Origin of the sequence: Bacillus cereus group sp. BfR-BA-01441, from assembly GCF_022663075.1 — a bacterium.
GTDB lineage: Bacteria > Bacillota > Bacilli > Bacillales > Bacillaceae_G > Bacillus_A > Bacillus_A cereus.
The window spans coordinates 59,828-78,182 of the sequence record NZ_JAKUEU010000006.1 but is presented as its reverse complement, the minus strand read 5'-3'; the positions used below and the strand labels follow the sequence as shown (position 1 = coordinate 78,182).

The window sequence follows — 18,355 nt, the reverse complement described above, 5'->3', positions numbered from 1 at the left end:
TACTCAATAGTGAGGTGCTTAATTATGTCAGTATTAGATAATTTTGATCAGTGGAAGAGCTTTTTAGGAGAACGTTTAGAGCAAGCGCAAGACAAAGGTTTAGATGGCGGTGCGGTATCAGATATGGCGTTTCGTGTTGGCGACTATCTTGCTAATGAGGTAGAAGGACGCAATGACCAAGAGAAATTATTAGCTGAGCTTTGGAAAGTTGCTGATGAACAGGAGCAACATACAATTGCAAATTTAATGGTTAAGTTCGTACAACATAAGTAAAAGTAGAGAGGAGATTCTCCTCTCTACTTTTTTTGTATAATAATTACACAGGGTAGATTATACATTTAGCTTCCCTATTAAGGTGAAATCATATAATATAGTACGTAGGTGTAAAGTAAGCAAGGGGAGTGATCTTGGATGATTGAATGGTATTTTGAATATGAAATACATAAAAACCGACCTGGCTTGCTTGGTGACGTTTCTTCGTTAATCGGTATGCTCGGCATTAATATTGTCACAATTAATGGTGTAGATAATGCACGACGTGGGTTACTTCTTATGTGTGATAATCAAGAGCAAATCTCTAGACTTGAATCAATTTTAAATACGATGGATAACATAACGGTAACGAAATATCGTCCGCCCAAGCTAAGAGATAAGCTAGCGGTTAGACATGGTAGGTACATACAACGAGATGCAGATGATAAGAAAACATTTCGATTTGTGCGTGATGAATTAGGCTTACTTGTAGACTTTATGGCAGAAATTATGAAAAAAGAAGGCCATAAACTAATTGGGATACGCGGAATGCCTCGTGTCGGAAAAACAGAATCCATTGTTGCTGCAAGTGTTTGTGCAAATAAAAGGTGGTTATTTGTATCATCTACTCTTATTAAGCAAACTGTTCGTAGTCAATTAATTGAAGATGAGTATAGCGATGACAATATTTTCATCCTAGATGGAATTGTGTCAACGAAGCGTGCTAACGAAAGACATTGGCAGCTCGTTCGTGAAATTATGAGATTGCCTGCAACGAAAGTTGTGGAACATCCTGATGTATTTGTGAGTCAGTCAGAATACACATTGGATGATTTTGATTATATTATCGAGTTGCGTAACGATTATGATGAAGAAATTCAATATAATTTAGTAGATGAAATTGAGCAAGGTACGCAAAATAATTTCTCTATGTTTGACTTTTAAAGAAATATTGAGGTGTTAGTAGTGACGGAATTGGGACAAAAGCTGAAAGAAGCAAGAGAAGCGAAAGGCTTGTCTATTGATCAGCTGCATGAGATTACAAAAATTCAAAAACGCCATTTAGTGGCAATTGAAGAAGGCAATTATGATGTATTGCCAGGAGCTTTTTATGCGCGTGCATTCATTAAACAATACGCAGATGCGGTTGGATTAAATGGAGAGGAACTGCTCGTAGAACATCAGAGTACGATACCACAATCTGAAAAGCGTGAAGTTCCACAAGTATCAACGGGACAAAAAACACAAGAAACAATGCAAAAATCTTCATCATGGCCAATTGCAGATCACATGCCGAAAATCTTAGTTGCGCTGTTAGTAATCGCAGTTGGAGTGGTAATCTGGTTTGTGTTTCAAGCGTTAACTGGAAAAGATGATGAAAAAGTTCCGAGTGCTCAAAGTGAGAAAATTGAAGTTCAAAAAGCGAAAGATTCTCCGTTAGATACGAAGAAAGATGAAGTGAAAGCGGAAGAGCCAAAAAAAGAGGAACCAAAGAAAGAAGAACCAAAGAAAGAGGAGCAACCAGCACAACCAACTGGACAGCAAGAAGTGAAAGTAGTTGGAACAACTGGAAAGGTATCTACTTTGGAAATTCATAATAATAAAACATTAGAACTGGAATTATCGGGTAAAGGTGCGAGTTATGTAGATGTTAAAGATGATGCTGGGAATGTGATTCTAAACGCTACAGTACAAGAGGGCCAAATAGAAAAACGTGATGTATCAACATTAAAAGAAGTGCGACTTAATATTGGAAATGCAACGAATGTTGAAGTTAAACTGAATGGCCAAGTGGTCGCTTATCCATTGGATCCAGAAAAAGAACTTCACCAAAGATTGGTGATAAAAAACCAGGGGATAGAGCAACCTGCACAATAACAGTCATCGCTTCGATGACTTTTTTTCGATGAACAAATGTTTTTGATATGATGGAGGAATAGCTGTGAATTTACCAAATAAAATTACAATATCTAGAATCTTCTTAATTCCAATTTTTATGGTAATTATGTTAGCACCCTTTGATTGGGGTTCATACAAAATTGGTGATGTTGATTTACCGATTCAACATTTAGTGGGGGCACTTATCTTTATCATTGCTTCAGCTACAGATTGGATTGATGGACATTACGCAAGAAAATATAATCTTGTAACGAATTTAGGGAAGTTTCTTGACCCGTTAGCTGATAAATTACTTGTTTCGGCAGCACTTATTACATTGGTAGAGATGCAATATGTACCGGCTTGGATTGTTATTGTAATTATCAGTCGTGAGTTTGCGGTAACTGGTTTACGTCTTGTACTTGCTGGAACAGGGGAAGTAGTTGCAGCAAACCAGCTAGGAAAAATTAAGACATGGACACAAATTATTGCGATTGCAGCATATTTATTACACGATGTACCTTTAAATTTAATCCATATTCCAGTTGCGGATATCTTCATATGGATTGCATTAATCTTTACTGTTATTTCAGGATGGGATTATTTCTGGAAAAATAGAGCTGCTTTTGTAAACTCAAAATAGAAGTTTATGGGGGAATTGGGATGAATGCTGAGATTATTGCGGTTGGAACTGAATTATTACTTGGACAAATTGCAAATACAAATGCCCAGTTTTTATCTGAAAAGTTAGCTTCAATCGGAATTAACGTGTACTATCATACTGTTGTTGGTGATAATAATAAGCGATTGCAAAAGGCGATTGAAGCTGCGGAAGAACGTGCTGATATACTTATTTTTACAGGTGGATTAGGACCGACAAAAGATGATTTAACGAAAGAAACGATAGCTGCTAGTTTAGATGAAGAGCTTGTGTATGATGAAAAGGCATTAGCCTTAATAAGTAATTACTTTAAGCGTACAGGCCGTGAATTTACGGAGAATAATAAAAAGCAAGCGCTCGTTTTAAATGGAGCAACAGTATTTGCAAATGACCACGGTATGGCGCCGGGTATGGGGGTAAATAAGAACGGAAAAGTTTATATTTTATTACCAGGGCCGCCAAAAGAAATGAAACCAATGTATGTAAGTTACGTAGAGCCTTTTTTACGTAATTTTACAACAGGAGAAAACATTTATTCTCGTGTGCTTCGTTTCTTCGGCATTGGGGAGTCCCAATTAGAGGTGAAAGTTCAAGATTTAATTGATGGACAAACAAACCCAACAATTGCCCCGTTAGCAAATGATGGAGAAGTGACATTACGTTTAACCGCTAAGCATCAAAATGTTAGCGAAGCGGAGAAACTAATTCAACATGTGGAAGATTTGATTTTAGAAAGAGTAGGAGAATTTTTCTACGGATATGACCAAGAATTTTTGCATTATAAGGCAATCGAGTTATTGAAGAGAAAAGGGTTAACTTTAGCGTGTGCAGAAAGTTTAACAGGTGGTCTTTTTGGAAATCAAGTAACTGAAAACGCTGGTGCTTCTTCTGTGTTTAAAGGCGGTGTCATTTGTTATCATAATGATGTGAAGCAATATGTTTTACGTGTGCCTGAAGAAGTGTTGCATACTGATGGTGCAGTTAGTAAAGAATGTGCTCGTTATCTTGCTGAAAATGTTAAGGATGTACTAAAAGCGGATATTGGAATTAGTTTCACTGGGGTAGCAGGGCCAGATGCTTCAGAACAGAAAGAACCAGGAACAGTATTTGTTGGGCTTTCGATTAAGGATGAACCAACTGTAGTCTTTCCTCTTAATTTAAGCGGAAGTCGTCAACAAATTAGAGAACGAACAGCAAAATATGGATTTTATCATTTATATAAAAAGCTAGAAGAGATATAAGTTTCTTCTAGTTTTTTTACGGTTAAATTTAGATATTATTTGATAGAAAATAAAAAAAATCGAATAAATGTTCGATTTTTGTTGGCAAATTGAATTGAAAATAGGTATAATAAGATTAGCAATTCAGTTAAGGAGGAATTTTGAATGAGTGATCGTCAAGCAGCGTTAGATATGGCGTTAAAACAAATAGAGAAGCAATTCGGTAAAGGTTCAATTATGAAATTAGGAGAACAAGCGGAGCGTAGAGTTTCTACGGTTTCTAGTGGTTCTTTAGCACTTGATGTGGCACTAGGGGTAGGCGGATATCCACGTGGCCGTATTATCGAAATTTACGGACCTGAAAGTTCAGGTAAAACGACAGTTTCATTACATGCAATTGCAGAAGTACAACGTCAAGGTGGACAAGCAGCATTCATCGATGCGGAGCACGCAATGGATCCTGTATATGCACAAAAATTAGGCGTTAACATAGATGAATTACTATTATCACAGCCTGATACAGGGGAGCAAGGATTAGAAATCGCGGAAGCACTTGTACGAAGTGGTGCGGTTGACATTATCGTAATTGACTCTGTAGCAGCTCTTGTACCGAAAGCAGAGATTGAAGGCGACATGGGTGACTCACACGTAGGTTTACAAGCACGTTTAATGTCACAAGCACTTCGTAAGCTTTCAGGAGCAATCAACAAATCAAAAACAATTGCAATCTTTATTAACCAAATTCGTGAAAAAGTTGGGGTTATGTTCGGAAACCCAGAAACAACTCCAGGTGGTCGTGCGTTGAAATTCTATTCAACTGTTCGTCTTGAAGTGCGTCGTGCGGAGCAATTAAAGCAAGGTAACGACATCGTTGGTAATAAAACAAAAGTAAAAGTAGTGAAAAATAAAGTAGCACCACCATTCCGTGTTGCTGAAGTTGATATTATGTACGGAGAAGGTATTTCAAGAGAAGGTGAAATCTTGGATATGGCTTCTGAGCTTGATATCGTTCAAAAGAGCGGTGCTTGGTATTCTTATAATGAAGAACGCCTAGGACAAGGTCGTGAAAATTCGAAGCAGTTCTTAAAAGAAAATACAGATTTAAGAGAAGAAATTGCTTTCTTTATTCGTGAGCATCACGGAATTAGTGAAGATTCTGGTGCTGAGGGCGCAGAAGATTCAACTCTTCTTGATTAAAAAAATAAAAGACACGGCCTCGTGTCTTTTATTTTTTTATCTACTATTAAGGAGCATAATACTATAGATAAAAAATATTTTTTTACTTCAAATGCGTTGTGTAAAGAGGGATATATAAATATTTTAAGTAAAAGAAATGGGAATTACTAAGGTTTTCCAGTATAGTAGGCTCCTTACTTTTAAAATTTAGGTCACATTCAAGGCTGAAGGCAAAGAAAGTAAAAGTAGACAACGCTTGACAATGAAAATTACGATAGATACAATGAGAATGTATATTTTTTCTTATATACAATATACTCTTCTCAAGAAGAGAAGTAATATTCGGAGTAAGGTTTAAATCTTACCGAAATAATAATATGACATTTTAATTGTGAAATGAAGAAAGTCCCTTAAAAAAGCGGGACGACGGTCTTTGCTGTATGTTGTAATTCAATGTACATGCCGACAGTCTTTTTTCATTCATAGCAAGGGGAGGTGAAATCATGACGAGTACAGTTTGGATACTCATCTCCATTTTGCTTGCAACAGTCGGTGCAGTTGTTGGCTTTTTTGTTCGAAAGTCTATTGCTGAAGCGAAGATTAATGGTGCGGCTAATGAAGCGAGACGTATTTTAGACGAAGCGAATCGTGATGCTGAAGCACTTAAGAAAGAAGCGCTTTTAGAAGCAAAGGATGAAATTCATACACTTCGTACAGAAGCTGAATTAGAAATTCGTGACCGTAGAAGCGAATTACAAAAACAAGAAAATCGTTTAATGCAAAAAGAAGAGAACCTTGATCGTAAAGACGAAACGCTCGATAAACGCGAGCAACAGTTAGAGAAGAAAGAGGAATCTCTTGTAGCGAGACAACAACAGATTGAAGAGTTGGAAAGCAAAGTGGGAGAGTTAGTTCAAAAGCAACAAACAGAATTAGAGCGCATTTCCAATCTGACACGCGAACAAGCGAAAGCAATTATTCTTGGTAAAGTAGAAAGTGAAGTTTCTCATGAAATCGCTGTTATGGTAAAAGAGAGTGAAGTTCGCGCGAAAGAAGAAGCGGATAAGAAAGCAAAAGAGATTTTATCTCTTGCAATGCAAAGATGTGCAGCTGATCATGTTGCTGAAACAACCGTTTCGGTTGTAAATCTTCCAAATGACGAAATGAAGGGACGTATTATCGGGCGTGAAGGTCGTAATATTCGTACGTTAGAAACGTTAACGGGTATTGACTTAATTATCGATGATACACCAGAGGCAGTAATCCTTTCTGGATTCGACCCAATTCGTCGTGAAACAGCTCGTATCGCTCTTGATAAACTAGTACAGGACGGACGTATTCACCCAGCGCGTATTGAAGAGATGGTCGAAAAATCAAGACGTGAAGTGGACGAGTATATTCGCGAAGTCGGAGAGCAAACAACGTTTGAAGTGGGTGTTCATGGATTACATCCAGATTTAATTAAAATTTTAGGTCGTTTAAAATACCGTACAAGTTATGGTCAAAACGTCTTAAAACACTCTATGGAAGTTGCATATTTAACTGGACTTATGGCGGCAGAGCTTGGCGAGGATGAAAAACTAGCAAGACGTGCAGGTCTATTACATGATATCGGAAAAGCGATTGACCATGAAGTAGAAGGAAGCCACGTTGAAATTGGTGTTGAACTTGCAACGAAATATAAAGAGCATCCTGTAGTTATAAACAGTATCGCATCTCACCATGGTGACACAGAACCAACTTCTATCATTGCAGTTTTAGTTGCAGCAGCAGATGCTTTATCAGCTGCAAGACCGGGAGCTCGTAGTGAAACACTTGAAAACTATATTCGTCGTCTTGAAAAGTTAGAAGAGATTTCAGAGTCTTATGAAGGCGTTGAAAAGTCATTTGCAATTCAAGCAGGACGTGAAGTTCGTATTTTGGTAAAACCAGATACAATCGATGACTTAGAAGCTCATCGTTTAGCTCGTGATATCCGAAAACGTATTGAAAATGAACTGGATTACCCAGGACATATTAAAGTAACTGTTATTCGTGAAACACGTGCAGTGGAATACGCAAAATAAAGTGGTGAAACACCACTTTATTTTTTTGTGTTGGAATTGGATAAAATAAAGACAGTTAGTTATATAGTATAAAAGTGAAACAAACTTATAATAAACATATTATAAGGAATTTACTTGATGCTATAGCAATAAAAAATGCAGTACATAGAAAGGGTAAGACATATGAGAATATTATTTGTTGGGGATGTAGTAGGATCTCCTGGTAGAGGTATGATTCAACAATACGTACCGGCATTAAAGAAAAAATATACACCTACAGTAACAATCATTAATGGAGAAAACGCAGCAGGTGGCCGTGGGATTACAGAAAAAATATATCGAAACTTTTTAGAATGTGGGGCGCAAGCAGTTACACTTGGAAACCACGCTTGGGATAATCGTGAAGTATTTGAATTCATCGATGATGCAAAATATCTTGCAAGACCAGCTAACTTCCCAGAAGGAACTCCAGGAAAAGGACTTATCTTTGTGAACTGTAATGGAACAGAAGTTGCAGTTATTAACTTACAAGGACGTACTTTCCTTCCTCCGATTGATTGTCCATTCCGTAAAGTGGATGAATTAATTAATATTGCGAAAAAACGTACGAATATTATCTTTGTTGACTTCCATGCGGAAACTACAAGTGAAAAACAAGCGCTAGGTTGGTATGTAGATGGACGTGCTACAGCAGTAGTAGGTACGCATACGCATGTCCCTACAGCAGATAACCGTATTTTACCAAGCGGAACGGCATACATTACAGATGTTGGAATGACAGGGCCGTATGATGGAATATTAGGTATGGATAGAGAAGCAGTATTGAAGAAGTTTTTAACAAACTTACCAGTACGATTTGAAGTAACAAATGGTAGAACGCAATTAAGTGCAGTGTTAATTGATGTGGATCCAAATACAGGAAAAGCAAAGAAAATTGAACGTATTTTAATTAATGACGATCAACCATTTTTTGAGTAAATTCCCGTTAAATTTTAGATAAGTTATTATATTTTAATTTTTTAGAAAAATTACGAAAATTTAGCAGGAATACGCGCCATTCCTCGTGAATATAAGTTAAAGTGAAATAATTGCTAATACTTTTTAAAGAAACGAGGAGGAAACGCGGAATGGAAATATTAAAAGTTAAAGCAACGTCGGTCCCTAATTCTGTAGCTGGTGCACTTGCAGGTGTTATTCGCGAACGCGGAACAGCAGAAATTCAAGCTATTGGTGCAGGTGCATTGAACCAAGCGGTAAAGGCAGTAGCAATCGCAAGAGGATTTGTAGCGCCTAGTGGTTTGGACCTGATTTGTATCCCAGCGTTTACAGATATTATGATTGATGGCGAAGAGCGTACAGCAATAAAATTAATTGTAGAACCTCGTTAAGTTTTAAACAACCTGTTTGCAGTATGCAAACAGGTTGTTTTTATAATGGAGGAATGAAAATGAAAATTTTTGATGCTCATTGTGACGTGCTTCTTCAGTTATGGAGTGCACAAGGGAAAAGGAATTTTAACGATGATTCACAATTACATATTACATTTGAACAGTTAAAGAGAAGAAAAGGAAGTATACAATGTTTTGCTATATATGTACCAGAAACAGTGGCATATGAAAACCGATTTGAAGCAGCATTACAAATGGTAGATATTTTTTATAATGAAATTTTATCCCTACCAGGTGTAAAGTTTATTCAGACAAAAGATGATATTAACATGTTAAAACAGGACGAGGTTGGAGCGATATTAACACTAGAAGGATGCGAAGCAATTGGAAAAGAAGCAATGAAATTACGGTTGTTGTATCGCCTAGGAGTACGTTCTTTTGGACTAACATGGAATTATGCCAATCTCTTAGCTGATGGTGCGCTAGAGACACGTGGGGCGGGTTTAACGAATTTTGGTAAACAGGTTGTACAAGAACTGAATGCGCTACATGTATGGACTGATGTGTCTCATCTGAATGAAAGAAGTTTTTGGGATGTTATAGAGATTGCAAAAAATCCTATTGCTTCCCACTCAAATTGTATGAAACTTTGCGAGCACCCACGTAATTTAAACGATGAACAACTTAAAGCTCTTATAAAGAAAAATGGCATGATCGGTGTCACTTTTGTACCGCAGTTTCTAACGAATGAAAATGAAGCAAATATAACAGATATAGTAAGACATATCGAATATATTTGTTCATTAGGTGGAGAGTACAATATAGGATTTGGTTCAGATTTTGATGGGATTTTAGAAACAGTTGTAAATGTATCAGTTTATCGAGATTATGAAAATGTAATGAATGAGCTTTGTAAACACTATGCTACATCTACTGTAGAACGATTTTTATATGATAATTTTGTAGAACATATGAGTTTTTAAGTTTTGGTTTAAAATTCAGAAAAATTAAAATTAATTCATTTGATTTTATTGCTTTTTTTAAGACCTAATACTAGAATGAAAAACAAAATAGCTTTATACTAAAGATTCAGGGAAATCAGAAGAGGCATAATTTGCGTCCGTTGTAGTTTATTTGCATAAAAAATGCTAAACTATTACTGTAAAAAAATACACTACAATGAATGCAGCCAAAAGGGGTGTAGGAGATGATTAGTCAACTTTCATGGAAAGTTGGAGGCCAACAAGGTGAAGGAATTGAAAGTACAGGAGAAATCTTCTGTATTGCATTAAACCGATTAGGATATTACCTATACGGTTACCGCCACTTCTCATCACGTATAAAAGGCGGCCATACAAATAATAAAATTCGTGTAAGTACAACAGAAGTACGAGCGATCTCAGATGATTTAGATATTTTAATTGCTTTTGACCAAGAAACAATTGATTTTAATTTCCACGAACTACGTCCAGGTGGAATTGTAGTTGCGGATGCGAAATTTAATCCAACAATACCTGACAATACAGATGTAAATCTATATGTGATACCGTTTACAGATATTGCTTCAGAATTAGGCACATCATTAATGAAAAACATGGTTGCTGTTGGAGCATCAAGTGCAGTATTAGGATTAGATGAAACAGCTTATTTAGATGTTGTTGAAGAAATCTTTGGTCGTAAAGGAGAGCAAGTCGTTCAAAAGAATATGGACGCAATTAAACGTGGCTCTCAATATATGAAAGAATTACTAGGTGAGAAAGTAAACATGATGCAGCTTGAAAAAGCTGATGGTAAAAAACGCATGTTTATGATTGGGAACGATGCAATCGCATTTGGTGCGGTAGCTGGTGGTGCTCGTTTTATGTCAGCATACCCAATCACACCCGCATCAGAAATTATGGAATACTTAATTAAAAAATTACCGAAAGTCGGCGGAACAGTAATCCAAACTGAGGATGAAATCGCAGCTTGTACAATGGCAATCGGTGCAAACTATGCTGGTGTTCGTACATTAACGGCATCTGCTGGTCCAGGTCTTTCATTAATGATGGAAGCAATCGGTTTAGCAGGTATTACAGAAACTCCATTAGTAATTGTTGATACACAACGTGGCGGCCCAAGTACAGGATTACCAACTAAGCAAGAACAGTCTGACTTAATGGCGATGATTTACGGTACGCATGGTGAAATTCCAAAAATCGTAATGGCGCCAAGTACAGTTGAAGAAGCTTTCTATGACATTGTAGAAGCATTTAACTTATCTGAAGAATATCAAGTTCCTGTTATTTTCTTAACAGATTTACAGCTTTCTTTAGGAAAACAAACAGTAGAACCACTTAAATTAGATAAAGTGGAAATTCGTCGTGGTAAGCTTGATTTAGAAGTAGAATTACCAGAACGTGAAAATAAAGCATACTTCAAGCGTTATGAAGTAACAGAAGACGGCGTTTCACCACGTGTTTTACCTGGTATGAAAAATGGTGTTCACCATGTTACAGGTGTAGAACATGATGAAACTGGAAAACCATCGGAATCAGCAATAAACCGTAAAGATCAAATGGACAAACGTTTCCGTAAAATGGAGAACTTGAAGTTTAATACCCCTGTTTATAAAAATGTTAAGCATGAAGAAGCAGACGTATTGCTTGTTGGATTTAACTCAACTCGTGGTGCGATCGAAGAGGCAATGACGCGTTTAGAACAAGAGGGTATGAAAGTAAACCATGCTCATGTGCGTTTAATTCACCCGTTCCCAACAGCTGAAATCGATCCACTTGTGAAAAAGGCGAAGCGTGTTGTAGTAGTAGAAAACAATGCAACAGGTCAGCTTGCTAACATTATGAAAATGAATCTTGGTAATGGTGAGAAAATTTCTAGTCTTTTAAAATATGATGGAAACCCATTCTTGCCGAAAGAGATTTACAACGAATGCAAAAAAGGGGTTGTATTAAATGGCAACATTTAAGGACTTTCGTAACAGTGTAAAGCCAAACTGGTGCCCAGGTTGCGGAGACTTCTCAGTGCAAGCTGCAATTCAACGTGCGGCAGCTAACGTTGGCCTAAATCCAGATGAACTTGCTGTTATTTCTGGTATCGGCTGTTCAGGCCGTATTTCAGGTTATATTAATTCATATGGTGTGCATAGTATTCATGGTCGTGCCCTTCCAATTGCGCAAGGTGTGAAAATGGCAAATCGTGATTTAACAGTTATCGCTTCAGGTGGTGACGGTGATGGATTTGCGATTGGTATGGGTCATACAATCCATTCTATTCGTCGTAATATCGACATTACGTACATCGTAATGGATAACCAAATTTACGGATTAACAAAAGGGCAAACTTCACCACGTAGTGAAGCTGGATTTAAAACGAAAAGCACACCACAAGGTTCAATTGAACCATCACTAAATGTAATGGAAATGGCCTTAACAGCTGGTGCGACATTTGTGGCGCAAAGCTTTTCGAGTGATTTAAAAGAATTAACACAAATTATTGAAGCTGGTATTAACCATAAAGGATTTTCATTAATTAACGTATTTAGCCCATGTGTTACTTACAATAAAGTAAATACTTACGATTGGTTTAAAGAGAATTTAACGAAACTAAGTACAGTAGAGGGATATGATCCATCTAATCGCATGATGGCTATGCAAACTTTAATGGAAAATAACGGTTTAGTAACAGGGTTAATTTATCAAAATACTAAGCAACCATCATATCAAGAACTTGTTAAAGGCTATAGTGAAGAGCCTTTAGTGAAATCTGATTTAAATATGGATCAGAAAATGTTTGATGAGCTTGTTGCTGAATTTATGTAATGTAAGAAGAGGAGGTTGCCGATTTGGTAACCTTTTTTTATGTACAAAAATATAGGGTAGTCTTATTTACTTAGAAAATTCAGAATGATAAAATAATATATAAATCGTTGTATGAAAATGGCAAGTTCATTGCTTATGAAATGTAAGATAATAAAGGGCCTCTTTATTGTTAAAATTGGCGAAATACATCATACTATGGTAATGTTTATAGGGATAAAGCAATATGCTTTTTGGTAGGACAACAAGAAATGATAAAAAGGGAATGTCTATTTGCGTGGGGAAGACTTCATTCTTATGAATGATTAGATTGATTACTCAAGTTTCAAAGGACAAGTTATCTCTCAAGCTATCTAACCATTTTTGAGGTGAGTCTAGGCGCATTAAAATGGACTATAGAGTATGTATAGTTAAGGGTGAAAGGAGATTACCGATGAACGAGCAACAACGATTAGCAAGTCAACAAGCAAATTCCTCTACGAAAAAAGAAGAGAAAGATTATAGTAAATACTTTGAAAGTGTATATCAACCACCTTCCTTAAAGGATGCGAAAAAGCGCGGGAAAGAAGAAGTTAAAATTGAACGAGATTTTGGCTTACCTGAAGAGTTTCGCAATTTTGGTACAGGAAGAAAGTTCTATATTCGTACATATGGTTGTCAAATGAATGAGCATGATACGGAAGTAATGGCAGGCATTTTCACCGCACTTGGATATGAACCAACTTTTTCAACTGAGGATGCAGATGTAGTTTTATTAAACACTTGTGCAATTCGTGAAAATGCTGAAAATAAGGTGTTTGGTGAGCTAGGCCATTTAAAGTCACTCAAACGAAGAAATCCAGACCTTTTAATTGGTGTATGTGGTTGTATGTCTCAAGAGGAATCTGTTGTAAATAAAATTATGCAAAAAAATCAGCATGTAGATATGGTATTTGGAACGCATAATATTCATAGATTACCGTACATTCTAAAAGATGCGATGTTCTCGAAAGAGACGGTAGTTGAAGTATGGTCAAAAGAAGGTGACGTAATTGAAAACCTTCCGAAAGTACGTCGTGGTGATATTAAAGCTTGGGTAAATATTATGTATGGCTGTGATAAATTCTGTACGTATTGTATTGTACCGTATACACGCGGAAAAGAGCGAAGTAGACGTCCAGAAGATATTATCCAAGAGATTCGTCATTTAGCTGCAAATGGTTATAAAGAAATTACTTTACTTGGTCAAAACGTAAATGCATATGGTAAAGACTTTGAAGATATAGAATACGGTCTTGGCGATTTAATGGACGAACTTCGTAAAGTTGATATTGCCCGTATTCGTTTTACAACGAGCCATCCACGTGATTTCGATGATCACTTAATTGAAGTGCTTGGCAAAGGTGGCAACCTAGTAGAACATATCCATTTACCAGTTCAATCTGGAAGTACGGATATGCTGAAAATTATGGCACGTAAATATTCGCGTGAGCATTATTTAGAACTTGTAAGAAAAATTAAAGAAGCAATTCCAGATGCAGTATTAACAACAGATATTATCGTTGGTTTTCCAAATGAAACAGATGAGCAATTTGAAGAAACGATGTCGTTATATCGTGAAGTAGGGTTTGATACTGCCTTTACATTCATTTACTCTCCTCGCGAAGGTACACCAGCTGCAAAAATGAAAGATAATGTACCGATGGAAGTAAAGAAAGAACGTCTTCAACGCTTAAATACACTAGTAAATACGTTGGCAATTGAAAAGAATAGTCGTTACAAAGGTCAAATTGTAGAAGTGTTAGTTGATGGGGAAAGTAAAAATAATCCGGAAGTACTTGCAGGTTATACTCGTACGAATAAACTTGTAAACTTCGTCGCTTCAAAATCTTTAATTGGTCAGCTTGTGAAAGTAAAAATAACGGAAGCAAAAACTTGGTCTCTTAACGGGGAATTAGTTGAAGAGCCGATTGAGGTGAAATAATAGATGAAAGTATATTCGAAAGATGACATTGTTGAACAAGCGAAAGAATTAGCAAAAATGATTTCTGAAACAGAAGAAGTTGATTTTTTTAAGAAAGCAGAGGCGCAAATTCATAAAAATGAAAATGTAAAGCGCGCAATCGATGAAATTAAAGCACTGCAAAAACAAGCAGTAAACTTGCAACATTACGGGAAATGGGAAGCTTTAAAAAAGGTAGAAGCTGAAATTGATGCATTGCAAGATAAGTTAGACAGTATTCCAGTCGTACAACAATTTAAATCTTCACAAACATACGTAAATGACTTATTACAGTTAGTTGCTAGTACAATTTCTAACAACGTAACAGATGAAATATTAATTTCAACTGGTGGCGATGTACTAAAGGGTGAAACTGGCGCAGCGGTAGAAAGTAAAAAAGGAAATTGTGGTTGTTAAAGAGATGTCATATTGACATCTCTTTTTTTGTGGATTAAACGTAAGGTCTTCTCAAAAAAAGAATGACACATTCCGCTATTGTCACGCATATGATTAAGTGAATAGTGATTGAGGAGGGTTACGAATGTCCGAATTTAGAGAGATTATTACAAAAGCAGTGGTTGGAAAAGGACGTAAGTATACAAAGTCAACGCATACATGTGAATCGAATAATGAGCCAACAAGTATTTTAGGGTGCTGGGTAATTAACCACTCGTACGAAGCAAGAAAGAATGGAAAACATGTGGAAATTGAAGGTTTCTATGATGTGAACACTTGGTATTCATTTGATGGAAATACAAAGACTGAAGTTGTAACAGAACGTGTGAACTACACGGACGAAGTAAGTATTGGTTATCGTGATAAAAACTTTTCTGGTGACGATTTAGAAATTATTGCTCGTGTTATTCAGCCGCCAAATTGTTTAGAAGCACTTGTATCACCAAATGGTAATAAAATTGTTGTAACTGTAGAACGTGAATTTGTAACAGAAGTAGTTGGAGAAACGAAAATTTGTGTAAGTGTAAATCCTGAAGGCTGCGTAGAATCAGATGATGATTTCCAAATTGCTGATGATGAATTTGAAGAATTAGATCCGAACTTTATCGTTGATGCAGAAGAAGAGTAATAGAAAGCTAGGGAGAAGTTCTTCCTAGCTTTTTACTTTACATAAGTGGCGCTGAATGAACATGATTCTTTATGAAATATGTTATAATGAAGAAAGACTCCTGAAATAGGAGATAAGAGTGTCCGTGAAATGCGACATATATGAAAATAGATTATCATGTAAGAATTATGGAGGAAAAGTATGACTCAATATACGCCTATGATACAGCAATATTTAAAGGTTAAGGCAGATTATCAAGATGCCTTTTTATTTTTTCGCTTAGGCGATTTTTATGAAATGTTCTTTGAGGATGCTGTTAAAGCAGCCCATGAACTTGAAATTACATTAACGAGCCGAGATGGTGGTAGTAGTGAACGTATACCAATGTGCGGTGTACCATATCATGCGGCTAAAAACTATATTGAACAACTTGTTGAAAAAGGATATAAAGTAGCTGTTTGTGAGCAAGTAGAAGATCCGAAAACAGCTAAAGGTGTAGTACGTCGTGAAGTAGTACAATTAATTACGCCAGGAACGATGATGGAAGGGCGTACAATTGATGAGAAAGAAAACAACTTCTTAGCCGCATTAACACATTTTGAAGATGGATCATATGCATTAGCTTGTAACGACTTAACGACTGGACAAAATACAGTAACGTTACTGACTGGTTCAGTAGAAGATATTTTATTAGAAGTGTATGCAACTGGTTCGAAAGAAATTGTTGTTGATTCTTCATTTTCTAAAGATGAACTAAACAAGTTAACTGAAACATTGAAAATGACGATTTCGTATGAAGATGCAACGGCAATTCCGGAAGGATTAGAACATCTTGTGAAAAATGTTTCACAAGCAAAATTAATTAAAGCAGTTGGACGTTTATTTAACTATGTAATAAGAACGCAAAAACGTTCTTTAGATCATTTGCAACCAGTAGAAATTTATTATACGAATCAATTTATGAAAATTGATGTACATTCAAAGCGAAACTTAGAACTGACAGAAACACTTCGGACGAAAGAAAAAACAGGATCACTATTATGGTTATTGGACAAGACGAAAACAGCTATGGGTGGTCGTATGTTAAAACAGTGGATGGAACGTCCACTTATACAGAAAGAAAGAATTGAAGAGCGTTTAGAAATGGTTGAAACGTTTGTAAATGATTACTTTTTACGTGAAGATTTAAAAGAAAAGTTAAAAGAAGTATATGATTTAGAACGCTTAGCAGGAAAAGTTGCATTTGGTAACGTAAATGCAAGAGACTTATTACAATTAAGACGTTCATTACTTCAAGTGCCAGCTATTTTAGAAGCAATTAGTTTGTTAGATAACGCTTATGCATCGAGATTAATTCAAGGTGCAGATCCATGTGAAAGCTTAACAGAATTACTAGGAAGAAGTATTCAAGAAAACCCACCGCTTTCAATTAAAGATGGAGATATTATTAAAGATGGGTATAATGACAAGCTTGATCAATATCGTTACGTGAGTAAAAACGGGAAAACGTGGATTGCTGAGCTTGAAAAAAGAGAACGTGATATTACTGGAATTAAATCGTTAAAAATCGGATACAACCGTATTTTCGGTTACTACATTGAAGTAACGAAAGCGAATCTTGCAGCACTTCCAGAAGGTCGCTATGAACGTAAACAGACGCTTGCTAATGCTGAACGTTTCATTACAGATGAACTGAAAGAAAAAGAAACGTTAATCTTAGAAGCTGAAGAAAAAATTGTACAGCTAGAATACGATTTATTTACAGCACTTCGTGAAGAAGTAAAAGTATTTATTCCGAAATTACAACATTTAGCGAAAGTAATTAGTGAATTAGACGTACTGCAAAGTTTTGCGACAGTTAGTGAAGAAGAACAGTTTGTAAAACCTGTACTGACAACGAAGCGCGAAATCTTTATTAAAGATGGTCGTCATCCTGTCGTTGAAAAAGTATTGAACGGGAAATTGTATGTACCGAATGATTGTATTATGCCAGAGAATATGGATGTCTTTTTAATTACAGGGCCGAACATGTCTGGTAAAAGTACGTATATGAGACAATTAGCGCTTGTAACGGTTATGTCGCAAATCGGTTGTTTCGTACCAGCAACAGAAGCAGTATTACCTGTATTTGATCAAATCTTTACGAGAATTGGTGCAGCGGATGATTTAATATCAGGTCAAAGTACATTTATGGTCGAAATGTTAGAAGCGAAAAATGCAATTGCAAACGCATCAGAAAGAAGTTTAATTTTATTCGATGAAATTGGACGCGGTACATCTACCTATGATGGTATGGCACTTGCACAAGCAATTATTGAACATATTCATGACCAAATTGGTGCAAAAACGTTATTCTCTACGCATTATCACGAATTAACGGTGTTAGAAGAGAGTTTAGATCAACTGAAAAATGTACACGTTTCAGCAATTGAAGAGAATGGAAAAGTAGTATTCCTTCATAAAATTCAAGACGGGGCAGCAGATAAAAGTTACGGAATTCACGTTGCGCAACTTGCAGAGCTTCCAGATAGCTTAATCGCCCGCGCGAAAGAAGTGTTAGCACAGCTAGAAGGACAGGAAGAAATTATTATTCCAAAACGAGTAGAAGTGAAAGTACAAGAAGCTGCTCCAGAACCTGTAGTTGTAAAAGAGGAAATAGCAGAAATACAGGAAACGAAAGTAGAGACTGAAGAAGAATCGCAACTATCTTTCTTTGGAGGAGAACAGTCTTCGAAGAAACAAGACAAACCTCTGCTAGATCAAAAAGAAACAGCAGTATTGGCGCAAATTAAAAAAATCGATTTACTTGATATGACACCTTTAGAAGCGATGAACGAATTGTATCGCTTACAGAAAAAGTTAAAGAAAGGATGAGT

The 18,355-nt window shown here is 36.4% G+C and carries 16 protein-coding genes; all 16 read left to right on the top strand.

The genetic code is table 11. The features are described from left to right. The first annotated feature begins 24 nt into the window (after positions 1 to 24). The 16 genes from MR107_RS04670 (at position 25) to mutS (ending at position 18,353) form a co-directional block, all read left to right on the top strand. Positions 25 to 273: a DUF3243 domain-containing protein gene (locus tag MR107_RS04670; RefSeq protein ID WP_000114450.1), complete on the top strand. Its 249-nt coding sequence runs from the start codon at positions 25 to 27 to the stop codon at positions 271 to 273. Positions 274 to 411: 138 nt separating this feature from the next. Further along, positions 412 to 1,197 (top strand): DUF3388 domain-containing protein, encoded by a 786-nt coding sequence (locus MR107_RS04665; RefSeq protein ID WP_000574107.1) that lies wholly within the window; start codon positions 412 to 414, stop codon positions 1,195 to 1,197. Between the two features lie 21 nt (positions 1,198 to 1,218). Continuing rightward, on the top strand, positions 1,219 to 2,130 hold the full coding sequence (locus MR107_RS04660; RefSeq protein WP_000137461.1) for a helix-turn-helix domain-containing protein: 912 nt from the start codon (positions 1,219 to 1,221) through the stop codon (positions 2,128 to 2,130). Positions 2,131 to 2,194: 64 nt separating this feature from the next. Further along, on the top strand, positions 2,195 to 2,773 hold the full coding sequence (gene pgsA, locus MR107_RS04655; protein WP_001052967.1) for a CDP-diacylglycerol--glycerol-3-phosphate 3-phosphatidyltransferase: 579 nt from the start codon (positions 2,195 to 2,197) through the stop codon (positions 2,771 to 2,773). Positions 2,774 to 2,793: 20 nt separating this feature from the next. Next, positions 2,794 to 4,032, top strand: coding sequence for a competence/damage-inducible protein A (locus tag MR107_RS04650; RefSeq protein WP_242292092.1), 1,239 nt, complete (start codon positions 2,794 to 2,796; stop codon positions 4,030 to 4,032). A 144-nt stretch (positions 4,033 to 4,176) separates the two neighbouring features. Then, positions 4,177 to 5,208, top strand: coding sequence for a recombinase RecA (gene recA, locus MR107_RS04645; protein WP_001283860.1), 1,032 nt, complete (start codon positions 4,177 to 4,179; stop codon positions 5,206 to 5,208). Between the two features lie 482 nt (positions 5,209 to 5,690). Beyond that, entirely contained in the window at positions 5,691 to 7,253 is a 1,563-nt protein-coding gene (gene rny, locus MR107_RS04640) for a ribonuclease Y (RefSeq protein ID WP_000204911.1), read from the top strand. 162 nt (positions 7,254 to 7,415) lie between these two features. Next, complete coding sequence (locus MR107_RS04635) at positions 7,416 to 8,210, top strand: TIGR00282 family metallophosphoesterase (RefSeq protein ID WP_001221095.1); 795 nt, start codon at positions 7,416 to 7,418, stop codon at positions 8,208 to 8,210. A gap of 149 nt (positions 8,211 to 8,359) precedes the next feature. Further along, positions 8,360 to 8,620, top strand: a complete 261-nt coding sequence (gene spoVS / locus MR107_RS04630) for a stage V sporulation protein SpoVS (RefSeq protein WP_000404341.1) — start codon at positions 8,360 to 8,362, stop codon at positions 8,618 to 8,620. 59 nt (positions 8,621 to 8,679) lie between these two features. After that, positions 8,680 to 9,603, top strand: coding sequence for a dipeptidase (locus tag MR107_RS04625; RefSeq protein WP_000688046.1), 924 nt, complete (start codon positions 8,680 to 8,682; stop codon positions 9,601 to 9,603). A 224-nt stretch (positions 9,604 to 9,827) separates the two neighbouring features. Next, positions 9,828 to 11,585 carry a 2-oxoacid:acceptor oxidoreductase subunit alpha gene (locus MR107_RS04620; RefSeq protein WP_000625418.1) on the top strand — a complete coding sequence of 586 codons (1,758 nt, stop codon included), beginning with the start codon at positions 9,828 to 9,830 and terminating at the stop codon, positions 11,583 to 11,585. Next, the gene (locus tag MR107_RS04615) at positions 11,572 to 12,438 is read left to right on the top strand and encodes a 2-oxoacid:ferredoxin oxidoreductase subunit beta (RefSeq protein WP_000190155.1); all 867 of its coding nucleotides are present in this window, start codon (positions 11,572 to 11,574) and stop codon (positions 12,436 to 12,438) included. Before MR107_RS04620 ends, MR107_RS04615 begins: the two co-directional genes overlap by 14 nt. 430 nt (positions 12,439 to 12,868) lie before the next feature. Then, the gene (gene miaB, locus MR107_RS04610) at positions 12,869 to 14,398 is read left to right on the top strand and encodes a tRNA (N6-isopentenyl adenosine(37)-C2)-methylthiotransferase MiaB (protein WP_001005386.1); all 1,530 of its coding nucleotides are present in this window, start codon (positions 12,869 to 12,871) and stop codon (positions 14,396 to 14,398) included. Between the two features lie 3 nt (positions 14,399 to 14,401). Further along, on the top strand, positions 14,402 to 14,833 hold the full coding sequence (locus tag MR107_RS04605) for a YlbF/YmcA family competence regulator (RefSeq protein ID WP_000870461.1): 432 nt from the start codon (positions 14,402 to 14,404) through the stop codon (positions 14,831 to 14,833). Positions 14,834 to 14,957: 124 nt separating this feature from the next. Then, entirely contained in the window at positions 14,958 to 15,500 is a 543-nt protein-coding gene (gene cotE, locus MR107_RS04600; RefSeq protein ID WP_001288799.1) for an outer spore coat protein CotE, read from the top strand. Between the two features lie 180 nt (positions 15,501 to 15,680). After that, positions 15,681 to 18,353 (top strand): DNA mismatch repair protein MutS, encoded by a 2,673-nt coding sequence (mutS, locus tag MR107_RS04595; protein WP_000196026.1) that lies wholly within the window; start codon positions 15,681 to 15,683, stop codon positions 18,351 to 18,353. The last annotated feature ends 2 nt before the right edge of the window (positions 18,354 to 18,355 follow it).

Coding starts and splice junctions, on each gene's coding strand:
- MR107_RS04670 (WP_000114450.1), top strand. CDS start 25: ATGTCAGTATTAGATAATTTTGATCAGTGGAAGAGCTTTTTAGGAGAA.
- MR107_RS04665 (WP_000574107.1), top strand. CDS start 412: ATGATTGAATGGTATTTTGAATATGAAATACATAAAAACCGACCTGGC.
- MR107_RS04650 (WP_242292092.1), top strand. CDS start 2,794: ATGAATGCTGAGATTATTGCGGTTGGAACTGAATTATTACTTGGACAA.
- recA (WP_001283860.1), top strand. CDS start 4,177: ATGAGTGATCGTCAAGCAGCGTTAGATATGGCGTTAAAACAAATAGAG.
- rny (WP_000204911.1), top strand. CDS start 5,691: ATGACGAGTACAGTTTGGATACTCATCTCCATTTTGCTTGCAACAGTC.
- MR107_RS04635 (WP_001221095.1), top strand. CDS start 7,416: ATGAGAATATTATTTGTTGGGGATGTAGTAGGATCTCCTGGTAGAGGT.
- spoVS (WP_000404341.1), top strand. CDS start 8,360: ATGGAAATATTAAAAGTTAAAGCAACGTCGGTCCCTAATTCTGTAGCT.
- MR107_RS04625 (WP_000688046.1), top strand. CDS start 8,680: ATGAAAATTTTTGATGCTCATTGTGACGTGCTTCTTCAGTTATGGAGT.
- MR107_RS04620 (WP_000625418.1), top strand. CDS start 9,828: ATGATTAGTCAACTTTCATGGAAAGTTGGAGGCCAACAAGGTGAAGGA.
- MR107_RS04615 (WP_000190155.1), top strand. CDS start 11,572: ATGGCAACATTTAAGGACTTTCGTAACAGTGTAAAGCCAAACTGGTGC.
- miaB (WP_001005386.1), top strand. CDS start 12,869: ATGAACGAGCAACAACGATTAGCAAGTCAACAAGCAAATTCCTCTACG.
- MR107_RS04605 (WP_000870461.1), top strand. CDS start 14,402: ATGAAAGTATATTCGAAAGATGACATTGTTGAACAAGCGAAAGAATTA.
- cotE (WP_001288799.1), top strand. CDS start 14,958: ATGTCCGAATTTAGAGAGATTATTACAAAAGCAGTGGTTGGAAAAGGA.
- mutS (WP_000196026.1), top strand. CDS start 15,681: ATGACTCAATATACGCCTATGATACAGCAATATTTAAAGGTTAAGGCA.